Origin of the sequence: Paenibacillus sp. FSL P4-0176, assembly GCF_037975265.1 — a bacterium.
In the GTDB taxonomy this organism is placed as follows: Bacteria; Bacillota; Bacilli; order Paenibacillales; family Paenibacillaceae; genus Paenibacillus; species Paenibacillus amylolyticus.
In genome coordinates, this window is the sequence record NZ_CP150242.1 from 1,726,123 (window position 1) to 1,748,541 (window position 22,419).

The following is a 22,419-nucleotide window of genomic DNA, read 5'->3' on the forward strand; positions in this document are numbered from 1 at the left end:
AACACATTGATTCTTACATGATACGAGATTTCAAGTGTATATTGGTATTATAAGTAATTTTTTGATAGGGCTACAAGTGTAGATAAAATATGATGGATTAGAGAGGATGAAGTGGCGATGTCCGACATGAAAAAAGCTGTGGTGATCGGGGCAGGTATTGCAGGGTTAATCACTGCAAGGATGTTATCTGATTATTATGATGAGGTATGTATCATTGAGCGAGATGAATTGCCTTCTGAGCCGGCAAATCGGCAGGGTGTGCCTCAATCCTTTCATCCACATCGTGTATTACCGCGCGGCGGACTCATTCTGGAACATTACTTTCCCGGATACAATGACGAATTGGTCGCGCTGGGTGCCATTCCTTCACATGAAGAGAAGTTTATGATTGCCAATCGCTACGGTACATTAGTTAATATGGCGAATGCTGCTTCCTCATTCAAAATTGCATCGAGCAGCAGAGCCCTGCTGGAATGGGTACTGCGTCAGCGAGTCCAGAACATAGATCATATAAGTTTCTTAACGAGTACGGAAGTTACCGGGTTAATGGCATCAGAAGATCAGCGTTTGATTACAGGCGTGTATACCAAAGAAAGAGGCCGGGATAACCGGGAAGCAATGCTTGCAGCAGATATGGTTATTGATGCCGCGGGACGTTCTTCCAAATTGATCAGATGGCTTGATCAGATAGGGTTGTCCGTGCCTGAGCCGGAAGTGCTGAAGGTGTCGCTTGGTTACAGCACCCGCTATTATAAGATACCATCCTCTATTCAAAATGACTGGGGAACGGTGATAACAGAGTCTGATCCTGTGCAAGGAATTCGTGCAGGCATGTTGTGGCGCATTGAGAATGATATCGCTGGACTATTACTGTTCAACGCAGGGGGAGACGAATATCCTTCAACTCATCCGGATGAGTTCCAAGAGCAAATCAAACATCAGTTTGCTTCGGATGAAATCGTAGCATTGGCAGACCAGCTGGAGCCTTTTCAAGGGCCTCGGGGATACCGTATTTCCGAGTCTGTCCGTCAACATTTTGAACTGATGGAGAATTGGCCCTCCGGATTACTCGTCCTTGGCGATGCATTTTGCAGCTTCGATCCGATCCATGGCCAAGGCATGACGGTTGCTGCAATTGAAGCCGAGACCATAGGGAAATGCTTGGATGAGCAGCGAATGCATCCTGAGCCGCAGTTTGAGCGCCAAGTGTTGCTCCGTATGCAGCAGGCCATTGAACCGGCCTGGTGGCTTAGTTCTGTGGCCGATCTGCGTTGGAAAGGGGTCGAACATGTTGGGCCTTCCCGAATGAAAGGAGTTACTTTTGCTCAGAAGTATATAAACTTGTTTACTAAGCAGGCGATGAAAAAGGCGAGTCAGGAAAATAATAAACATCTCTTTTTTACCCAGTTCCTGATGAATGCTCTAATCCTTCCTCCAAGTGAATACTTTAAAGGTGAAATCCTGAACATGATCCTGAACGACAACGGTTCCGAAGAAGAAATGGAGTTAAGAGCAGAGCTTGGTGTCCAAGATCCGGAGTTATTCCAGCAAAGAATAGATGAGATCATTCCGTCATTTCAACTGGAATTTGATGGGCAAATAAAAAAACTGCTTGAGTCTTTCCAGCATGCCATGAGCAAGTAAAACAATAAATCGTGGTGCGTGAAAGTTACCGCATTGTTGCTCTCAAAACATAAAAAATAACAGAAAAATATACCTAATATAATCGCTAAATAGGCTAATAAACATATTTTAAAAATCAAAAAAACAGCCCTGTACGGCGAAATTCGCCGACTGGGCTGTTCGTTGATCTTATTTACTCTGCGTTCAGCACAAACTTCTCAATAACCTCTTTTACACCGTCTTCATTATTACTTGCCGTAATGTAGTCCGCCAGCTCTTTCAGCGCAGGGATGGCATTTCCCATCGCTACACCAAGACCAGCAACTTCGAGCATCTCATGGTCGTTCCAGGAGTCGCCGATGGCAATACACTCGCTGAGCTGGTGACCGAAATGGTCAGCCAGGAAGGTCAGGGCGTGACCTTTAGTTCCTTCATTGTGCATGATTTCCAGGAAGTAAGGTTTGGACTTTGTGATGTGCACTTGAGGTCCGAGCAATTCACGTAAGTCAACGGCAACCTTATCCAAGTAGTCTGGCTCATCGATAATAAGTAGCTTTGGTGTTTTTTGTTCGATGACTTTGATGAAATCAGATTCGATGTAATATTGGGTGCCGTTTAATTTGGCATAATCACGCAGCTTGTCGTTTTCCTCACGGGCATATAACTTGTCGTCAATGTATGTTTGAAGGTGGAGATTGTTCTCCAGGCAGTAATCATACAATTTGCGGGAAGCTTCCTGTGGAACGTAACGCTCATAGAGGACTTTTTCGTCCAGCAGGTTTTTCACCAATGCGCCTTGATACGTAATAATCGGAACGTTAAGTCCGGTTTGACGAGCAAGCGCTTGTGCGGAAGCATAAGCACGTCCAGTCGCCAGCGTTACAGTTACACCATGGGCAACTGCTTGTTCCAGTGCTGTCTGTGTAGCAGGGGTTACTTCTTTGTTGTCGTTGATCAGTGTGTCATCAATATCGATTGCAATCAATTTGTAGGTCATCTGTATTTCTCTCCTTTTTTATCTGTATCTATATTAACGAACGAAAAAATAAGTTTTACACGAGGCCACTCCGAATACAGATTCATCTTTCGATCGCTGTTATCCCCGGATTTTTGATTCCATCTCCCCAAGGGGAAATCCGTTGATAAGCGTATGCTTCCGATGTAGCTTTTTTCCAAAAAGCTTTAAGCGAACGCTTCGCTTCTCCCGATGAATTCTGTCTTCTCCGTTAACGTGTAATCTTAGACTTCGTTCTAAAACTATACTTACATCTAAATTTTACTCTTCCAGGAAAACAAGGCCGATAAAGTCTTCCAGCTCAAGGTTGCCGAAGTAATGTTTTACATCCAGGCCCTCAAGTGCAGTACGCACCTCGGTTTCCTCATACCTCTTGCCGCGTAGCATATTTTCGATATCCGCCACATCGCCTACACCGAAGAAGTCGCCAAAGATTTTGATATCTTCGATGCGTCCATCCTTGATGTTCATGCGCAGATCGATGATGCCAACAGGGAATTTGCGAGTGTGCTTCACATTACTTTCCGGAGACAAGCCATAGTTCCAGTCCCAGTTGTTATAACGCTCAGCGGAAATTTCCTTAATTTTGTCCCAGTCCTTGTCAGTCAGCTTGTATTGCGGGACGTCTTGTGGCTCCATTCTGAAAATGTGACGTAACAGCTCATCGCGGAACTGCTCAATCGTCAGGTTGGTGTCAATCAGATCCCGTATGTTGGCGACCCGGCTGCGCACGGATTTGGTGCTCTTAGATTTGAATTTTTCGGGATTGACGTTCAGGGAAGCCTGAACATGCTCCAGATTCAGATCAAACATCAATGTGCCATGACTGAACATGCGCCCACGTGTGGAGAACTGGGCATTGCCCGAAATTTTCTTTTCGCCCACTTGCAGATCATTACGCCCGGTCAACTCGGCATTTACACCAAGCTCGTGCAAAGCTTCAACCACAGGCTGGGTGAACTTGCGGAAATTGTGGAAGGATTGACCGTCATCCGCTGTAATAAAGCTGAAATTCAGGTTGCCCAGATCGTGATATACCGCTCCGCCTCCCGAAAGACGACGAACGACCTGCACACCGTTATCCTGAACGTACTCGATATTAATTTCTTCAATCGTATTTTGATGTTTTCCGATGATGATCGACGGACGGTTGATGTAGAACAGCAGATAGCTGTCATCCTCCATCGGCAGATGCTTCAGAATGTACTCCTCAATGGCAAGGTTTACAGAAGGATCTGTAATGCCCTGGTTGTCTACAAACAGCATGGTCATTCCTCCATTAATGTATGTGAGGGATTGCTAGTCCCTTATGTAGTGAACCTTGTATATCAAAAGGAACCGAAATTCCTCTTCTATTGTAAACGAATTATGGTTGGGACACAAAGAAAACAGGATTGACCCACACCTCCCGTGCCATCCATAATAAAAAGGACATACAGAAAGGATGACGGAAGAATGACCGGTTATATCGAAGTGTTCGGACATGGCGGGGACGTGGAGACGGCTGCGTCACGATTTGGGAGGGAAGCCGCTGATTTTCTGGATTTCAGTGCCAACATTAATCCGCTCGGTCCGCCCGGAGGGGTGCTGGAGGCTATACAGCAAGGATTGCAGTCGGTGATTCGGTATCCCGATCCGGCGCATCGGGGATTCAAAGCACTGCTGAGCGAGCGTCTTGGTGTGATGCAGGAGCAGATTTCCGTGGGCAACGGCGCAGCCGAAAGCATGGCGCTCATTCTGCTGGGGCTTGCCCCGCGCAAGGTGGGTACGGTGGAACCGGGATTTTCGGAGTACCGGTCGTTGGCACGACAATTCGGTGCCGAGGTTGTGCATACGGAGGGAAGAGAAGAACTGGCGTGGCGAGCGGAACCCGAGGACATCGAGCAACTCATGGAAAAGGTAGACCTGCTCTTCCTCGGCCAGCCCAACAATCCAAACGGTGTACAATATCCACTTGAGGTATTACAAAGGCTTGCACGCAAAGCGGAAGAAACGGGAACCGTACTTGTCATTGACGAGGCCTTTATGGATTTTATTCCGGTAGACCGGCGTCAGTCCCTGGCAGCACAACTGAATGACTATCCTAATGTGATCATCATTCGCTCGATGACGAAGTTTTATGCCATTCCGGGTTTGCGTCTCGGATATGCTTTGGGCCGTGCCGAATACATTCAGGCGATGACAAAGAAACAGGTGACCTGGAGTGTCAACGGTCTGGCGCTCATGGCAGGGGAAGCCTGTCTGCGCAGCGGAGAACGGTACGAACAGGAGACCATGTCACAGATCACGCGGGAACGGGGGCGTCTCATCGAAGGTCTGAAGGCGTACGGATGTGCGGTGACACCGGGAGAGGCGAACTTTATTTTGGCACGTGTGCCGGCCCCTTGGACAGCGGCATCAATGCAGGAGGCGCTGGGGCGAAGAGGGATTCTGATTCGCAGCTGTGCCATGTATCCGGGGCTTGACAAAGGGCATGTACGTTTCGCGGTCAAGGATGAAGATGCCAATGCTACATTCCTCGAAGTGCTGGGCAGCGTGCTGGAAACCAAGGGATATCCGAATGTCGATCAGACGAAAGATGAGGAACAGGGAGGGAAGCGGCAATGACACTCCCGTTTTATAACTACTTTACGAATGGAGAAACAGACGAGAATGAATATGCTTCCTCTTCCTGGCCGGGACTGAACATATCCGCACATGAACGACATATCAAAGCACAGAGCCCAATGGCTGTCCAAGCGCTATCAAGTGCGGTATATGGCGGTGGGATGTTTGAACTGGATCGCATTTTTAACATCTATGTGGACAGGCATTACCGCTGTGATGATCCGCCGCGTGATATCGAACAAGCGCTGAACGAATGGCAAGAGCCGCGTGATCAATGTGCCGGATTATTGACGGCCGTAAGGCTGGAGCATACCTCCATTCAGGAATATACAAGTGATGAATTTGGCCTTCTGTGCTGCACCACTGCGGGTGTATCAAATGCCGCACGAGCGGGGTCGGAGAGAACGGTATTTGACGCGGCGGGAAATAAGACGATGTCTTCCGGCAGGGAGCGCTCTGCTCCTTCAGCACGGAATCTGACGATGCCATCCTATGTCCCGGGTACAATTAACATCATGCTCTGGTTGAATGGACGCATGACCAGCGGGGCGATGGTGAATGCAGTACAGACGGCGGTGGAAGCCAAAGCGGCCGCGCTGGCGGATGCGGGTGTTCTAGATTCGGAGAACGGGTTGCCCGCTACCGGCACCACAACCGACGCCATTGTGATTGCAGTAGGTCAGGCAGTGGAAGTGGAGGAACCTCCGCCGATGATTACTTATTCCGGGACAGCGACTACGGCAGGGGCGGCGATTGGCAGATTGGTATACGACACGGTAACGGAAAGCCTTCGGGCCGGACTGTTATGGAAGAGAGGGTCAGGAACAAATGACTTTTGAGGTGGAGCATCTATGGACCTGGCCGTTCTGGACAGGCATGGCGGGAGCCTGGATTATTATACTGGCGTACCTGTTGGACCGATGTATCGGAGATCCGCGCTGGATTCCCCACCCCGTGATTGGCATGGGAAAAGGCATCTCGGCTTTGGAGCGTGTCATTCGCTCGTGTGTGCGCACAGATTTGGGGCTGAAGAGATCCGGGCTGTTGTTCCCAATTGTGATTGCGGGGGGGTCTTTTGCGATCACGTGGGGACTCTTATATCTGCTTGGGCTAATTCATCCTGTCATTGCAGCGGCAGCTGAAGTGATGCTCATTGCAACGACCATTGCTTCAAAAGGGCTGAAGGATGCAGGTATGGAAGTGTATCGTTATCTGAAGCAGCAGGATTGGCCGGCGGCTAGACGTTCACTGGGCATGATTGTTGGACGTGATACGGCGCATCTGGATGAACCCGAGGTTGTGCGGGGAACGGTAGAGACGGTTGCCGAAAATATCGTGGATGCCATTGTATCGCCGTTATTCTATGCGCTCATTGGAGGCGCTCCGCTTGCCATGGCTTATCGCGCCGTCAACACGCTGGATTCCATGGTCGGATATAAAAATGACAAGTATCTGCATCTTGGCTGGGCCTCGGCCCGTCTAGATGATGTGGCGAACTGGATACCTGCCCGGCTGACCGCGATTCTGTTAATCGTGGGTGCCTGGGTCATGAAGCTGGACGCCAAAGGAGCAGCACGCATAGTTGCACGGGATGCAAGACTACATCCAAGTCCGAATAGTGGTTTTCCCGAATCAGCGGTGGCTGGAGCACTGGGCATCCGCCTTGGCGGATATAACGTGTATCACGGCGTTGCTTCATTTCGTGCCTACATGGGCGAGGCCACACGGCCGATGGAAGCCGAGGATATTGTGCAAACATCACGTCTGATGTTCTGGTCAGCAGGGGCTTTTGTGGTACTATGCGTGTTCATAACGCTGGGTGTGTGGCTGGCAGGAGGGACGCTGTTATGGCCTTAAATGAAGAGAATGCAGGCAATGAAGTACATAGGGATCAACCCGGGCCGCTGAAACGAAACATTCTGTGGGTCCGTCATGGGACAACGCTGTGGAATGTGGAAAAAAGATACCTGGGGCATACCGACATCGGTCTGCTGCCAAATGCCAAAGAAGAACTGGCTCCGCTTCATGAACAATTGAGCGGTGTTTCGTGGCACGAGGTGTATTGCAGTGATTTGCTTCGCTGCCGACAGACGCTGGAACAGATTCTTCCTGATGCCAGCGCACAGGTGAAGTTTGACTCGCGTCTGCGTGAGAATGATTTTGGAGAGTGGGAAGGGCTGACGTATGATCAGCTTAAGGATAACCCTGTGTACCGAAGCTGGATTGATGCGCCGCAGGAGGTCACTCCGCCCGGAGGGGAATCGTGGCAGGAGTTTACCGGACGGTTGGATTCCTTTCTCCAAGAGATGTTGTTGGAGGGCCGTTCTTCGATGCACGTTGATGAGGGGCAAGTGCCAACCATAGTTGTGGTTACGCATGGTGGCGTCATCCGGTATGCCTTGTCCCGTCTAATTGCCGGGCTTGGGTTCTGGGATACACATGTCGTCCCGGGACAGGTGATTCAGGTTCAGCTTGAACAACAGGGGAATCAGTGGTTTGGCAGCAGAGTGACTTTTCCAGCGATCGGGTTGTAAGGATGTACAATATACCCTATAATCACAACAGAAGTGTGACTTCAGCATGGATACAGATACGCTGCAGGTGTGAAGCCTGAACGAGTATGTAGTATGCAGAAATTACACGGCAATGGTTTACCATATCAGCGACCAAGGGTCCCGCGTGTGAAGGCTGTTTTCATGGCAAATTAGTACGAGTCATGAAACACACAAGGGTGAAATGGGGAAGCCGGTGCAAATCCGGCACGGTCCCGCCACTGTAAAACAGGATGATTCCTGTAAGTCAGGTTACCTGCCCTGGACGTACAAACCGGTGTTCCTTCGAGGAAAGGACAGCGTTTCGGGCTATTCTATGCGCATGGACAACCCTTGGTTGAACATGTACAGATCGCCATATGCGAGACGTCATCCCTGATCCTAGACGTAAGGATTAGGGATTTTTTATTGTTCATGTAAGATGAACCGAGACCAATTTTACACGAGGTCACTCCGATTGCAGTACCATCTTCCGATCGCTGTTATCCCCAGATTTTTTGATTCCCTTTTTTGAAAGGGAAAATCCGGTGATAAAGGCGAACACTTCGTTTCTTCAGATTGGTTCTGCACTCTCCGTTAGCGTGTAAATATTGCAGTTCAAACCTTACACAGGAACACCAAGGCATGGGGAGTAAGAGTTTGAGCACGATGCAAGAAAATAGTACAAATAGAGAAGGGGAGAATAACAGAATGAATTTCAAGAATTGGAAAAACGTAGCGTCCCTGCTAAGTGCAGCGGCACTCGCACTGGCTTTGGCCGGATGTGGCAATGCAACAACGAACGAGGGTACAGGTACTTCACAGCAACCGGCACAGGAGCAGTCCCAAGACCAGGCGCAGACGGACCTCAAAACACAATATCCACTTACCGTTACGGATGCAACGGGTGAATCGTTCACCTTTGAAAAGGCACCGGCCAAAATTGTATCTGTGTCTCCGGCTGAGACGGAATCCCTGTTTGCCCTTGGATTGGACGATCAAATCGTTGGTGTATCCGACTATGACGATTATCCGGAAGCGGCAACAACCAAAGCTAAAATGGGCGGTATCACTAAGCCCAATGAAGAGTCCATCATTGCAGCTGAAGCCGACATTGTCTTCACAGGTATCTCGATGAGTGAGGATGCGGTGAAAAAGCTGCGCGAACTGGGCATTACCATTTTCAAAACGGATCCTAAATCCATTGACGATGTGATGAATAATATCGAAACCTTCGGTAAAATTACCGATCATCAGGAAAAAGCTCAGGAGATCATCACACAGATGAAACAGGACGTGACGGATGTAACCGAAGCGGTGAAGGCAGTTAAACCGGAAGAGAAGAAAAAAGTATACGTTGAATTCTCCCCGGGCTGGACTGTGGGTAAAGGCGAATTCATGGATGAACTCATCACTGTAGCTGGTGGTAGCAATATTGCTTCGGACAAAGAGGGTTGGTATGAAATTAACGAAGAGAACGTGATTGCCTCCAACCCGGATGTGATCCTGTATGCCAACGATGTAATTGACGAAAACTCCAAAACACTGGATCAGATCATCAAGGCGCGCAGCGGCTGGGATCAAATTACGGCTGTGAAAAATGACGCGGTTATTGGCCTGGATGCCAACCTGCTGAGTCGTCCGGGTCCACGTGTAACTCAAGGGTTGAAAGAAGTAGCCAAAGCGATCTACCCTGACTTGTTCCAATGAGTAAAAAGCTGATCCTGTTCGGAACGACGGGCATGGTGCTGCTGGTGCTCACTGTGCTCATCTGCACGGGCATTGGTTCAGTAGCGTTGCCGATCCGGGATATTGCAGGCATCCTGATTCACAAAATTCCCTGGGTGGGCGATTGGATTACACCGGATTGGAATAAGGCAGCCGAACAGATTATCTGGAAAGTCAGATTCCCACGTGTACTGCTTGCCGTGCTCGTGGGCGCATCGTTGGCGATTGCAGGTACGGGATTCCAGGGGGTTCTTCGGAACCCACTGGCAGACCCGTTCACCCTGGGCGTATCATCCGGTGCTTCGGTGGGTGCAGCCTTTCTGATTTTCTTCGGATTGCAGTATGCACTGATCGGAATCTGGACGTTGCCACTGGTGGCGTTTTTGACGGGTGTAATCACGTTATGGTTTGTTATGGCACTGGCTCGTGAAGGGCGTAAAATACCTACACACAGCCTCATTCTGGCTGGTGTGGTCATGCAAAGTTTCCTGGGCGCAGTTGTTTCCTTCCTGTCGACCATGTCGAAACAGACGATTAATGAAATTATATACTGGACGATGGGAAGTCTGGCTCTGCGTGGGTGGTCGTATACGGCCATCCTTTTCCCGTATTTTCTGTTAGGGCTGGTCTTTCTCTGGAGCCGCGCACGCTCGTTGAATGTGCTTGCACTGGGTGAACGTCAAGCGGCACATATCGGGATCGGAGTGGACCGGCTTAAGCTGTCCGTGCTGGCAGTTGGCACACTGCTGACCGCAGGTGCTGTCTCGGTATCGGGTGTCATCGGATTCGTTGGATTGGTGATCCCGCATATGTTAAGACTGCTGGTGGGACCGGATTACCGACTGCTGGTACCTTTGTCTGCCATTGGTGGAGCGATCTTCATGGTGTGGGCAGATACCATCGCAAGGTCGTTGCTGGCGCCAACTGAAATTCCGCTCGGTGTTGTCACCGCCTTTGTTGGTGCGCCGTTCTTTGCTTACCTGCTGAACCGGAACAAAAAGTTGCAGAAGGGGATGATGCCATGAATTCCAGTACCAGTTCCAACTCGACTTCACTTATCTCCATTAAGGGAGCAGGGAAGTCATATGGCAATCATCAGGCACTGCACAATGTAGACTGGCATGTTGGCGAAGGTGACTGGTGGGGAGTTGTCGGACCAAACGGCAGTGGCAAGTCCACCCTGATCCAGCTTATTGCCGGAACGGAACAGTTAAACGAAGGTCAGATTCGTATCGATGGTCGAGACATCGGCTCTTACAGCCGTAAGGACCTATCGCGCATGATCGCTGTATTGCAGCAGGATGGCTTACCAGCCATCTCCTATCCCGTGCGAGACGTGGTGGAGATGGGGCGATATCCATACCAGAACTGGCTGGGGCGGGAAGTGGGCGATGGGGCACTTGTGGTGGACAGGGTGCTTGAAGACCTGGGATTGACAGAACTGGCGGACAGACCGCTGGATGCACTCAGCGGCGGGCAACGGCAGCGGGTCGCACTAGCCAAAGTTATGGCTCAGGAGCCGAGGTTACTGCTGCTGGACGAGCCGACCACGTTTCTGGATATTAAATATCAATTGCAATTCATGGAATTGTTATCGGCATGGCGACAGAGAAATAACATTACGATTGTGGCTGTGCTGCATGATCTGAATCTGGCCGCGTTATTTTGCGATCACATTCTGGCGCTGCGTGAGGGCATGGCGGTTGGAAAGGGTACACCTCATACGTTGATCAACGATGAGAATATCCAGGATATATTTCGCGTCAAACCCGCGATTGTCTCTCATCCCGACCATGCCATACCTCAACTGCTGCTGCGGCGGGACATCGATTAAATGAAACGGGGCAACCCATATTTTGATGAAGGAAGTGCTGGTTGTATGAATAATGAACAGGTGTTGGAGCATTTAACAAGTAAGATTACTGCTCCTGATCAGGAAGTGGCGGCAGAAACCTCTGCGCACGTGGATTCGTTGACGAAGCCGCCGGGGAGTCTGGGCAAATTGGAAGAGCTGGTGATCCGCCTAGCAGGCATGACTGGCAATGCACGTCCGCGTTTTGATCACAGGGCGGTCATTGTCATGGCCGCGGATCACGGTGTAGTGGAAGAGGGCATCAGTGCTTTTCCTGCCGAAGTGACCCCGCAGATGGTCCTGAATTTCCTCGCTGGAGGTGCGGCAGTGAATGTGCTTGCCCGTCACGCCGGAGCTGGTGTGATCTGTGTGGATATCGGTGTGAATGCCGATCTTGAACATCCTGACCTGCTTTCCCGTAAAATTCGCAAAGGCACGGCCAACATGGCCCGAGGGGCAGCGATGACCCGGGATGAGGCAGTTCGGGCTATCCTTGCAGGAGCCGAAGTTGTAGCGGCAGAGGTGGCGAAGGGAACACAGCTGTTTGTCACCGGGGAGATGGGAATTGGCAACACTACTGCAAGTGCTGCGGTAATGAGCGCGTTAACCGGAGTTGCACCTGCTGCCGCCGTGGGGCGAGGAACCGGCATTGATGATGCAGGCTTGCATCGCAAGGCTGCTGTAGTCAGCCGGGCGCTTAGCGTAAACGCACCAAACCCGGAAGATGCACTGGATGTTCTGTGCAAGGTGGGTGGACTGGAGATTGCCGGACTCACAGGGGTTATTCTCGCAGCAGCTGCTCATCGTTGCCCTGTCGTTGTAGACGGGTTCATCTCTACCGCGGCAGCGCTGGTGGCGAGACAACTTGCACCTCTGAGCACAGCCTATATGATCGCTTCTCATACGTCCCACGAAAATGGACATGGAGCGCTGCTGCGTGAACTGGACCTGAAAGCGATGCTGGATCTGGACATGCGTCTGGGTGAAGGCACAGGCGGCGTGCTCAGTCTTCATCTGATTGACGCAGCCTGTCTCATTCTAAATGAGATGGCAACCTTTGCAAGCGCGGGTGTCTCGGATGGAACAAGCCCTGCTCCAGATTCCGCTGCGTCGGTTGATTCATCCCTGCAAGGAGAGAGTTCACGATGAGTGTACTGGTGACAGGCGGCGCACGCAGTGGCAAAAGCTCCTTTGCCGAGCGTCTCTGCATGCAGCGTTCCTCGGAGGCGTGGTATGTGGCGACAGCTCAGGCGTACGATGATGAAATGCGTGAGCGTATCGCGATGCATCAGCATCAGCGCGAGGCATCGGGGTATCTGTGGCATACAACAGAAGAGCCGATACATCTACCTGCTTTGATAAGCCGCATGGGTGAAGGGCATACAGGGACTTCTGCACCCACCATTCTGGTGGATTGCCTGACGCTGTGGCTGACAAATGTTTTGTTAGCGCATGAGCATGACGAGAAGCAGGTGTTACAGGGACATTTGGACGCGTTGGTTGAAGCGATTCGAACCTATCCCGGTTTGCTTGTTTTGGTTACAAATGAAGTGGGAGATGGGATCGTACCGGAATATGCCCTTGGCAGGAAATATCGGGATTTGGCCGGTGTACTGAATCAGCGTATTGCGGCGATATGCGGTGAAGTGTTTCTGGTGACCGTAGGCATTGCGATTGAACTAAAAAGCAAGGAGTACCGCTTATGAAGGATGGCACGCCTGCTCCTCAGCGCAAACATGCGGCGGCAGCCGCTTTTCAATTTTTGTCCCGTTTCCCTGTCAAAATGCAAATCGATTTTGTCCCGCCGTTGCTGCGGGAAAGTGTTGTCTTTTATCCGCTGGTCGGTGCTGCAATCGGTCTGTGTGTCTGGCTCGCGGGAGCCTTAAGCGGTGCAGTGCTTCCGGCCTTTCCGGCTGCCGTCCTGACCTTGACGTTATGGGTATGGCTTACCGGAGGGCTCCATCTTGACGGATGGATGGATACGGCGGATGGCTTGCTCAGTTATCGTACCCGTGAACGGATGCTGGAGATTATGAAGGACAGCCGTGTCGGGGCAATGGGCGTGATCGCCTGCGTGTTGCTTCTGATGATGAAGGCTGCGCTGATCGCTGATTTTATTGCACGGGGCCACTGGGTTTACGGTGCGTTGCTGATCCTGCCCATGATCTGGAGCCGCTGGTTCATGGTGTATGCGATGTCGGCCTGGCCGAATGCACGCGAAGATGATGGACTTGCCGTATTGTTTAAAGGTCTGGGTGATCGGAAGGAGGTCCAGCGTGCACGCAGCTCAGCCGTTGGCCTGACCTTGATCGCAGGGGCAGTTACGTTTGCCGCGGTGTGGCTTTTCAAGCCGGATCTGGGGATTGCGGATGTGATGGTGAGTGGGCTGGGAACACTGCCATGGTGGCTATACCCGGTGACGGCAGTTATTATACTGCCTGTGGCGTGTTATTATATCGGCCGATTCGTGGCTGCCCGGATCAGTGAACGGCTCGGCGGTTTAACCGGGGATACGTATGGTGCCATGAATGAGCTGCTGGAGGCGGCTTTGTTGACTGTGCTGAGTGTGCTTCAAGGACTGTTCTGGCTGTAACTTTTGAAATATGAAGCAGTATGGAAAGTGTTACGCATGAGGTTGGGAGTAAGGTGATCTGGATATAACATGGAGACAGGGGGAGAGAGCGTGGAAGATAGGCCATCACAACCAGCGGCGGTACTGATGCTGCAAGGAACGGCTTCCGATGTGGGCAAAAGTGTCATCACAACGGCATTGTGCCGGATTTTTAAGCAGGATGGCTTCAAGCCTGCTCCGTTCAAGTCACAGAATATGGCACTGAATTCCTATGTGACGGAAGATGGCAAGGAGATTGGTCGGGCTCAGGGGGCACAAGCTGAAGCCTGTGGTATTGAGGCGACAACCGACATGAACCCGATCCTGATTAAGCCCGTACGGGACATGCATTCGCAGATCGTGGTACATGGTGTACCTTTTGCCCAGATGAGTGCATCGGACTACCGTCAGCATTTCCTGCCTGAAGCAAAGCAGACGGTGATGGATGCGCTGAATCGGTTGCGGGATACCTATGATGTGGTGCTGATGGAAGGAGCGGGCAGTCCGGCCGAGATCAATCTGAAGGACCGAGATATCGTCAACATGAATCTGGCAGGCTGGGCCGATGCGCCGGTGATTCTGATCTCCGATATTGATCGGGGCGGAGTGTTTGCTTCCATTGTAGGTACGCTGGAGTTGCTGGAACCCCATGAAGTGGTGCGAGTCAAAGGGTTCATTATCAACAAGTTCCGCGGTGATCTGTCCCTGTTGCAGCCGGGACTCGACTGGCTCGAAGAACGGACAGGCATTCCAGTATTAGGTGTATTGCCTTACATAAGAGATATTCAGATTGAAGCAGAGGATTCGGTGGTACTGGACTCCATGCGTCATGGGAAATCCGGCAAAACCGAGCTGGATCTGGTGGTGATCCGATATCCGCGAATTTCCAACTTTACAGACTTTGACGCACTTTCCCGTGAACCGGATGTGAATGTACGGTACGTGACCTCGCCAGAGGAATTGGGCAGTCCGGATGCCATTCTTCTACCGGGTACAAAGGATACCATAGGTGACCTGGCATTTCTGCGTGAGTCTGGGCTGGAGCAGGCGATTGCCAGTCAGACCGAGCGTGAGCATGTTCAGCTGGTAGGAATATGTGGCGGATACCAGATGCTGGGACGTCATCTGAAGGACCCGTTTGCTGTGGAGGCGAATCAGATCCAGGAAGCAAAAGGACTTGGCTGGCTCCCGCTATCGACAACATTTCTTCAGGAAAAGCAGACCGTCAGAGCTTCCGGACGGGTGCAGCCTGATCACCCGCTTCGTCTGTATGGTGAGCGAGATGTAGCAGATGCTTCATTACCCATTAACGGATATGAGATTCATATGGGCGTTACGGAGTGCCACGAGCCTGAACGTGTAACCGCGTTGTTTGAAATCTCACATCCAGGAGATCAACCTTTCCAAGAAGGCTGGGGCTCAGTAGATGGCAGGGTGTGGGGAACCTACCTGCATGGTTTGTTTGAAAGTGATCAATTCCGACGTTCTTGGCTGAATGCCTTGCGTGCAGGAAAGGGACTGGCTCCACTTCAGGAGACGTATAGTGCGCATGAGCGTAAGGAGATGGAGTTTGATCGGGTAGCTGAATCGTTGCGTTCGGCATTGGATATGAAGCGTGTGTACGAGATTATGGGTGTTCAGGCACCTGAGTGAAACAACAATACCCCCATGTCCGACAAACCGTTCTCTAGAAACGGAATGTTAGCGACATGGGGGTATTGTATATCCTATGATTAAATGAGGTTTAAAACAGGTGATGATAGGTTAATGGTTAACCTGTTAGTTTATTTTGAAATTTTTCATAGCGGATTGCAGCTCTACAGCTTGTTCATGCAGGTGACGAACTGTATTCGAATGTGAATCCATCTCGCTGAGCTGCAGATCTGCTGTTGAAGCAATCTGTAACATGCTCTCACGGGATTTGGTCGTAATCTGTGCCGTTTCTTCAACGGATGCACTCACTTCTTCAGCACCAGCAGATACTTGTTGTGTAGAAGCCGAGACTGTCTGAATGGTCAGATTCACGTTCTGAATCAATTCATTCAGTTGCTGGAAGGCTGAGCCTGCTTGTTGAACGACCGTTGTGCCTGAACCAATCTCCTGGGTTACACGGTTCATGGCATCAACCGAACGTTCAGCATCTTCACGAATGGTACCCAGATAATCCGATATTTCTTCCGTGGCTGTCTTGGATTGCTCGGCAAGTTTGCGAACTTCTCCAGCAACAACAGCGAATCCGCGGCCATGCTCTCCGGCACGTGCTGCTTCGATGGAGGCATTGAGTGACAGCATGTTAATCTGTTTGGTGATCTCAAAAATGGAAGCAACAATGGTGCCGATGGCTACCGAACGTTCATTCATAGTTTCCACATAACGCAACGATTCGCTTGCTGTCTGGCCTACACGCTCCATCTGCTCAATGGCATTCTGAGCCAGTCGGTTACCGTTAACTGCCTCGTTGGCTGCTTCACCAATCTGGTCAGACACTTCAGCGGAAGAAGAAGCAATATGCATGATACCTTGCGTAATTTCTTCCATAGCTCTGGCGTTCTCGGATGCGCTTGACGCAATGCTGATGCTGCCTTTTTCTGCATCTTCTGCAGAGCGGCTGGAGTTTCGAACCATACCGGACATCGATTCAACCCGCTGAAGCAGGTCATTGGAGCCTGATACAACTTCATTGGACGTGGACAAGGCACGGCTAATCATTTCTTTCAGGTTATGCGTCATCGTCTGGAAGCTTGCGGCAAGTTGGGCAATTTCATCTTTACCTTTGATCTCTAGTTCAGCGGTTAGATCACCCTGGGATATTTGTTTACTATGTTGGACGAGCTTGATGATTGGTTTGGTAACTCTTTTGATCATACTAGTGGAGATAAGCCAGCCGAGCACAAACACTAATGCTGTAATCCCAAGACACAACCAGAAAATCTGAGTAATCTTGTCTTGAATGAACTGGGCATCCATGCTCACAGCCATAATCATGTTACTTCCTGCAATGGGGATAAAGGCTGCTTTATGTACACCAAAGGAATCGGAGTAGACCTCACTGATTACCATTTCTTTGTTCTCAATAGCTGCATTCATTGCAGGTTCTACACTAATCTCATCCTGGGCTTTCATGTTTGAGGAAGAGTTTGCCACAACCACTTTGGCTGAGCCATCTTGAATAGCAACAACGTAAGCTGCATCCAGATTATGTTCTTTTGCTTTATCTGCCAGGTACGATTCCACGGTCATGGCAGCACCTTCAGAACCGGCTCCGCCACTCTGTACCTGCAGGATTTTGGATGCTGAAGTATTCTTGTATATATCCTGAATGGACGTGTTTAGGACTTTGTCAAACTGCGGTAGCACGTAGCTTTGAATAATATTCATCGATACGGCGTAAAAACTAATACTGAACAACAGGGAAGCAACCAGCAGAACGAGGAACAAAGTGCCTCTGATTTTACCGGCAACGGTGCGATTACGAAACATATGATCATCCTTTCACGTCATGTTCATTAACATTATCGCTTTTCCGTAATCATAAGACCTATCTACCAATGAAGAAAGACCTAAGTTATACGTTGAGAAAACTTGGGAATAAGCGGATATACCTATATTACAAAATTAACCGGAGGTTGAATAGAACAATTTTCACGATTTAGTGTATTTTTTTCAGAAATAGATGAATCTGTTACATGCATATTACATAATATCAATTAATACCTACCAGAATAGTTTGTTATATGTTATATTGTAAAATGTCTTTGTCGGAAGTACAAAAGATAGAAGAGAAAACTGGATATGTTCCGGTTACACACATGCCTGAGGAGGATTTAAAGAAATGGATACTTTTCTAGTCATATTGAATGTAGTGGTTATACTTGCCTTACTTGGCGTCCTCTACTGGATGCAGAAAAAGCATATCTCCTTTACGAAACGCGTATTTGCGGGTCTGGGACTGGGGGTTGTTTACGGGGTTATTCTCCAATTGGTGTACACATCAGGTTCTGATGTAGTTACGAAATCAGTCGATTGGTTCAATCTGGTCGGTTCAGGATATGTTCGTTTGTTACAAATGGTCGTGATCCCATTGATCATGGTGTCGATCATTTCTGCCATTATGAATCTGAAGGGCAAACAAAATCTCGGCAAGATGAGTGTTTCCATTATTGCCATTCTGTTGATCACCACAGCGATTGCCGCAGGTGTCAGCATTGTAACGAGCCTTGGCTTTAACCTGACTTCCATTGAGATTCAAGGAGGAGACCGGGAGAATGCGCAGATTCAGAAGGTGGAGGAACGGCTTGTTGATGTGAAGGATCAGACCATCCCGCAGCAAGTGCTGGAATTCATTCCTTCGAATCCATTTGCAGATATGACAGGAGAACGTCGTACATCCACACTGGCGGTGGTTATCTTCTCCGCGTTTATCGGTGTAGCCGTTCTTGGACTGGATCGCAAAAAACCTCAGCAGGCGGAGACGTTCCGCGGTATGGTTAATGCGGTATATGCGGTGGTTATGCGAATTGTTACACTGGTGCTGAGGCTTACGCCTTACGGGATTTTAGCACTGATTACAAAGGTAACGGCGACAACCAATGCGGAAGAGATATTAAAGCTCATCAAATTCGTCATTGCGTCCTACGTGGCCCTCATCGTGATGTTTATTATTCATCTGATCATTATCTCGCTGTCCGGCTTCAACCCGGTTACGTATTTAAAGAAGGTGCTACCAACACTGGTATTTGCCTTTACATCCCGTTCAAGTGCAGCGGCGATCCCGCTGAATGTGGAGACACAGACGAAGAAACTCGGCGTATCGGACGGCATTGCGAACCTGTCTGCAAGCTTTGGGGCTACGATTGGGCAAAACGGCTGCGCCGGGATCTATCCGGCCATGCTGGCGGTGATGATTGCTCCGACGGTCGGCATCGACCCGCTGAGCTGGGACTTCATTGTGACTCTGATCCTCGTAGTCATGATCAGTTCGTTTGGTGTGGCTGGCGTTGGCGGCGGGGCAACCTTCGCTTCCCTAATCGTATTGTCCACCATGAATCTGCCTGTGGCTCTGGTTGGACTGCTCATTTCCGTGGAGCCGCTGATCGACATGGGTCGTACAGCGCTTAACGTGAACGGGTCGATGACATCAGGACTCGTGACGAGCAGAATTTTGAAGGAAAACGATCGGGACACGTTTAACGATCAGAGCCGTGAGCTGGATTCTGCGGCTCAGGCTTAATACAAAATGGATTAGATAGAAGCTCACATTAAGATAACTAGAGCCGTCTACAAATCAAGTAAGAAAAGCCGTCCTTCGGTGGAATCCGGAGGGCGGTTTTTTTGCGGCAATCAAACTATGCTGTGCACAGTGGTGAAGGGGTCTTCTTTTTCTATACATGGTGCAAGGGGAATAGAGGTAGGAAAAACTAGTATGGTCGAGAGGGAAGCGGGAGGAATATAGAAGGGGTCGTAGTCACTCAGGCACGCTTGGAGTTATTTAGTTCTGTTCATGGGACGAGAAATGTGATAGAGTATTCATGTTTTGGCCCTGAGCCAAACCGCGGTTCGTAACCATCCCGCGTAATCAAAACTAGGAAGGCAGTGTATGTATTTATGTTTAACTTAGGGTGGGGAGCAGTTTTTGTTCTCGTAACTTATGGATTTTTCCTGTTGTGTTACCGCTTGTTCGGTAAAAAAGGTCTCTATGCCTGGATTGGTGTGGCTACGGTTATAGCCAACATTCAGGTGACCAAAACGATAGATATCATGGGAATTGTGCTGACGCTTGGTAACACGATGTATGTCAGCATGTACCTGACCAGTGACCTTCTTAATGAGAAATATGGACCAGGTGAGGCACGCAAAGCCGTATGGTTCGGGTTTTTCACGCTCATCATGACAACGGTTCTGATGCAGATGGTGTTGTTCTTTGAACCGGCACCAACGGACTTTGCACAGGAATCTATGGCGAAGCTGTTTGGACTGCTGCCACGTTTGGCACTCGGAAGTCTGACGGCATACTTCATAAGCCAGTTCCTGGATGTTCGATTGTACTCTTGGCTGCGCAAGGTGGCCCCAGGGCGCAATCAGTTGTGGATACGCACCAACGGTAGTTCGATCATCAGTTCATTTGTGGATACACTGGTGTTCTGCACGATCGCGTTTGCGTTCATCTACCCTTGGGATGTTTGGCTGGAAATCTTCCTGACTACGTATGTTATCAAATTTGTATTAACTGCGGTCGGAACGCCATTTCTGTATGCTGCACGTAGCTTTAAGTTTAAGGATGAAGCTTAGACAATATTCAAAGAGTATCACTTAAAAAAAACCTCTGCGCGGTCAATTGTAATTCGGACTCTGCAAGGGTTTTTTTCATAGAAAAGACCCGAAACAAGAAAAATCCTTTTTACATTTTTATGAAAAAGTTATAATATAAACGACCTGTCGTTATGAGCGTGTATCAATAGGAATGATCATTTCATACAAAGGGGAATCGCACATGTACTCTACACTGCGTTATACACTGGAAAGCAATGGCACAACCTACGAGAATGATAACATTAATGCTTCGTTATTGGTGGAGTTGATCTCCAATCTGGAATTGCAGGAATTCGTAGTACTTCAACCTTCGGAGCTGGTGGAGGGAAGTATGTATATGCAGGCTGCTGCGCTTGAGGAACCAGGGCAGATGGTGGCGGAGATTCGTTTGCAGGAAGGCGAGGACGGTTTCCGACATTACAGCTGCAGAACAACAGATACGACTGGGATTATTCAATGGTTTCTGGATTACTGGGGGAAGCAACAGCTGCCACAGCTGGAGTCTTGGCAGGATATTACGCATGAGTTTGACTAATGGTAAATGAGTGAGCAGGAATAAAATTACGTAGAATGCAGACGGAGTAATTTAGGATATGCTTTGTATTAATTAAAATCCCGCAACCCATGATATTCATGGATTTGCGGGATTTTTGTGTTCGCGTGTGTACTTGCTACTTTTTCTGTATACAGGCCTGAGGCGTACGCGAAAAGAGTATATTATTTTGAAGATACAGTTCAGCACAGTTTCGTGCAGTTTAGTTCATGATGCATAATATCGGCTGAGCATTGATGTATATGGGCTGTTTTGACATAGATCCAATTGGATTAGTCGCTAAGGATTTGCAGTTCTTTTGGATATGTCGTCAGAACTTCGATACCCGTCTCGGTCACAATTACATCATCTTCGATACGGACGCCGCCTGCTGCGGTATAGATGCCCGGTTCAATCGTGAATACGGTACCTTCATTCAGGATGTCCATATTCTCTCCATGGAGAGAAGGATACTCATGTACGTCGATACCCAATCCATGGCCTACTCTATGCATAAAGCGCTCGCCGTATCCCGCTTCTTCCGTGACCTGGCGTGCTGCACGATCCACTTCGGCGCAGGTGATGCCTGGTTTCACGATTTGGATAGCAGCTTCGTTCGCTGCGAGTACAGTGTTATAGATGGTTTTGAGTTCAGGTGAGATGTCACCAAAGGCGAATGTACGTGTGATATCCGAGGCATATCCTCCAGCATACACACCCATATCAAACATCAACAGGTCACCATGTTGCAGTTTCCGTTCACCGGGTGTACCGTGTGGCAGACCTGTTTTGGGTCCCGTGAGCACCATGGTATCAAAGGAAGGGCCGTCGGCACCCAGCTTTTTCATCTGATACTCCATCTCGGCGACAAGTTCGATCTCGGTTACACCTGTGCGAACATGAGAGAGTCCTTGACGCAATGTTTCTTCAATCAGATAAATGGCGTGGCGAATGCGGGCTACCTCATCCGGTGTTTTTTTCACACGTAATGTGCGAAGCAGGGGGCCAACATCTTCAAAGCTGGCAGCACCTAGCGCGGCGGTCAGCTGCTCATAACGTGCGACCGTCACGTATTCTTTCTCGAGACCAACTCGGCCCAAGCGCCCCTGATAACGATCAAACAAAGCGTATGGATTATCCGTATCCGTGTGAGTGGCAATGTTGGATACCGAAGAAGCGGCTGCGGCAGCTTCAGCATCGAGCGCAGGTACAATCAACAGGGGCTCTTCGCCGCGTGCGAGAACCAGACCTAGGAAGCGTTCATGCGGATTGCTCGCAAATCCAGTTAAATAGTAGATATGTTTTGGATCTGTGATCAGCATGGCGTCCAATCCTTGCCCGGACAGATTGGCTTCAAGACGAGATAAAGGGTTTTGATTCATAAGTGTAGTTGTCCACCTTTCCATTCATACTATCCTTCTATTATAAAAGATTATGATGGAATTCCAAACCGCAGTGATTTCATGTCCTCGAAATCCCTTGAATTCTCGGTTTAAGTGGTTGGTATGAAGGGTAATACAGGGCGAAACCGCTTTACAGATGAATAATAACACCACAACTATAGCGAACAATAAGTTAACAATACGTTGAAGCTTGGCTTATTTATTTTAT

General features: G+C 49.4%; 19 protein-coding genes and 1 riboswitch. Of the genes, 15 read left to right on the top strand and 4 right to left on the bottom strand.

The genetic code is table 11. The annotated features are described in order from the left end of the window. Positions 1–117 precede the first annotated feature (117 nt). Positions 118–1,644, top strand: a complete 1,527-nt coding sequence (locus tag MKY95_RS07900; RefSeq protein ID WP_339197975.1) for an FAD-dependent monooxygenase — start codon at positions 118–120, stop codon at positions 1,642–1,644. Between the two features lie 172 nt (positions 1,645–1,816). Here MKY95_RS07900 and MKY95_RS07905 read toward each other — a convergent pair whose 3' ends face one another. Then, the gene (locus MKY95_RS07905; protein ID WP_062833159.1) at positions 1,817–2,620 is read right to left on the bottom strand and encodes a Cof-type HAD-IIB family hydrolase; all 804 of its coding nucleotides are present in this window, start codon (positions 2,618–2,620) and stop codon (positions 1,817–1,819) included. A 279-nt stretch (positions 2,621–2,899) separates the two neighbouring features. Further along, positions 2,900–3,904: a lipoate--protein ligase gene (locus MKY95_RS07910; protein ID WP_036610740.1), complete on the bottom strand. Its 1,005-nt coding sequence runs from the start codon at positions 3,902–3,904 to the stop codon at positions 2,900–2,902. Positions 3,905–4,093: 189 nt separating this feature from the next. On the opposite strand from MKY95_RS07910, the gene cobD reads away from it, so the two are divergent. The 11 genes from cobD (at position 4,094) to MKY95_RS07965 (ending at position 15,620) form a co-directional block, all read left to right on the top strand. Continuing rightward, on the top strand, positions 4,094–5,245 hold the full coding sequence (cobD, locus tag MKY95_RS07915) for a threonine-phosphate decarboxylase CobD (RefSeq protein WP_339197979.1): 1,152 nt from the start codon (positions 4,094–4,096) through the stop codon (positions 5,243–5,245). Then, positions 5,242–6,084, top strand: a complete 843-nt coding sequence (locus MKY95_RS07920) for an adenosylcobinamide amidohydrolase (protein WP_036610736.1) — start codon at positions 5,242–5,244, stop codon at positions 6,082–6,084. The genes cobD and MKY95_RS07920 overlap by 4 nt, the downstream gene beginning before the upstream one ends. A 37-nt stretch (positions 6,085–6,121) precedes the next feature. Continuing rightward, on the top strand, positions 6,122–7,102 hold the full coding sequence (gene cbiB / locus MKY95_RS07925) for an adenosylcobinamide-phosphate synthase CbiB (RefSeq protein WP_036611103.1): 981 nt from the start codon (positions 6,122–6,124) through the stop codon (positions 7,100–7,102). Next, a complete protein-coding gene (locus MKY95_RS07930) occupies positions 7,093–7,779 on the top strand; it encodes a histidine phosphatase family protein (RefSeq protein ID WP_051447177.1) in 687 nt (228 codons plus the stop codon). The genes cbiB and MKY95_RS07930 overlap by 10 nt, the downstream gene beginning before the upstream one ends. A 178-nt stretch (positions 7,780–7,957) precedes the next feature. Continuing rightward, positions 7,958–8,076, top strand: a riboswitch (cobalamin riboswitch). A gap of 411 nt (positions 8,077–8,487) precedes the next feature. Continuing rightward, complete coding sequence (locus MKY95_RS07935; protein WP_036610734.1) at positions 8,488–9,486, top strand: ABC transporter substrate-binding protein; 999 nt, start codon at positions 8,488–8,490, stop codon at positions 9,484–9,486. Continuing rightward, positions 9,483–10,529: an iron chelate uptake ABC transporter family permease subunit gene (locus MKY95_RS07940; protein ID WP_036610733.1), complete on the top strand. Its 1,047-nt coding sequence runs from the start codon at positions 9,483–9,485 to the stop codon at positions 10,527–10,529. The genes MKY95_RS07935 and MKY95_RS07940 overlap by 4 nt, the downstream gene beginning before the upstream one ends. Next, positions 10,526–11,338, top strand: a complete 813-nt coding sequence (locus MKY95_RS07945) for an ABC transporter ATP-binding protein (protein WP_036610732.1) — start codon at positions 10,526–10,528, stop codon at positions 11,336–11,338. Before MKY95_RS07940 ends, MKY95_RS07945 begins: the two co-directional genes overlap by 4 nt. A 45-nt stretch (positions 11,339–11,383) precedes the next feature. Next, complete coding sequence (gene cobT, locus MKY95_RS07950) at positions 11,384–12,505, top strand: nicotinate-nucleotide--dimethylbenzimidazole phosphoribosyltransferase (protein ID WP_051447204.1); 1,122 nt, start codon at positions 11,384–11,386, stop codon at positions 12,503–12,505. Then, positions 12,502–13,062: a bifunctional adenosylcobinamide kinase/adenosylcobinamide-phosphate guanylyltransferase gene (gene cobU / locus MKY95_RS07955; protein ID WP_036610730.1), complete on the top strand. Its 561-nt coding sequence runs from the start codon at positions 12,502–12,504 to the stop codon at positions 13,060–13,062. The genes cobT and cobU overlap by 4 nt, the downstream gene beginning before the upstream one ends. Next, a complete protein-coding gene (gene cobS / locus MKY95_RS07960; protein ID WP_339197988.1) occupies positions 13,059–13,949 on the top strand; it encodes an adenosylcobinamide-GDP ribazoletransferase in 891 nt (296 codons plus the stop codon). The genes cobU and cobS overlap by 4 nt, the downstream gene beginning before the upstream one ends. Positions 13,950–14,018: 69 nt before the next feature. Continuing rightward, positions 14,019–15,620: a cobyric acid synthase gene (locus tag MKY95_RS07965; RefSeq protein ID WP_051449630.1), complete on the top strand. Its 1,602-nt coding sequence runs from the start codon at positions 14,019–14,021 to the stop codon at positions 15,618–15,620. A 126-nt stretch (positions 15,621–15,746) separates the two neighbouring features. On the opposite strand, the gene MKY95_RS07970 is transcribed toward MKY95_RS07965, so the two are convergent. Beyond that, a complete protein-coding gene (locus MKY95_RS07970; RefSeq protein WP_036669134.1) occupies positions 15,747–17,447 on the bottom strand; it encodes a methyl-accepting chemotaxis protein in 1,701 nt (566 codons plus the stop codon). Between the two features lie 352 nt (positions 17,448–17,799). Here MKY95_RS07970 and MKY95_RS07975 point away from each other — a divergent pair, with 352 nt between their 5' ends. The 3 genes from MKY95_RS07975 (at position 17,800) to MKY95_RS07985 (ending at position 20,811) form a co-directional block, all read left to right on the top strand. Continuing rightward, positions 17,800–19,197 carry an L-cystine transporter gene (locus MKY95_RS07975; protein ID WP_036669135.1) on the top strand — a complete coding sequence of 466 codons (1,398 nt, stop codon included), beginning with the start codon at positions 17,800–17,802 and terminating at the stop codon, positions 19,195–19,197. A 374-nt stretch (positions 19,198–19,571) separates the two neighbouring features. Further along, positions 19,572–20,255: a queuosine precursor transporter gene (locus tag MKY95_RS07980; protein ID WP_036669137.1), complete on the top strand. Its 684-nt coding sequence runs from the start codon at positions 19,572–19,574 to the stop codon at positions 20,253–20,255. Positions 20,256–20,457: 202 nt separating this feature from the next. Beyond that, positions 20,458–20,811, top strand: coding sequence for a hypothetical protein (locus MKY95_RS07985; protein ID WP_036669139.1), 354 nt, complete (start codon positions 20,458–20,460; stop codon positions 20,809–20,811). Positions 20,812–21,101: 290 nt separating this feature from the next. Here the strand turns inward: MKY95_RS07985 and MKY95_RS07990 are convergent, their stop codons facing one another. After that, positions 21,102–22,190, bottom strand: a complete 1,089-nt coding sequence (locus MKY95_RS07990) for a Xaa-Pro peptidase family protein (RefSeq protein ID WP_036669140.1) — start codon at positions 22,188–22,190, stop codon at positions 21,102–21,104. Between the last annotated feature and the right edge of the window lie 229 nt (positions 22,191–22,419).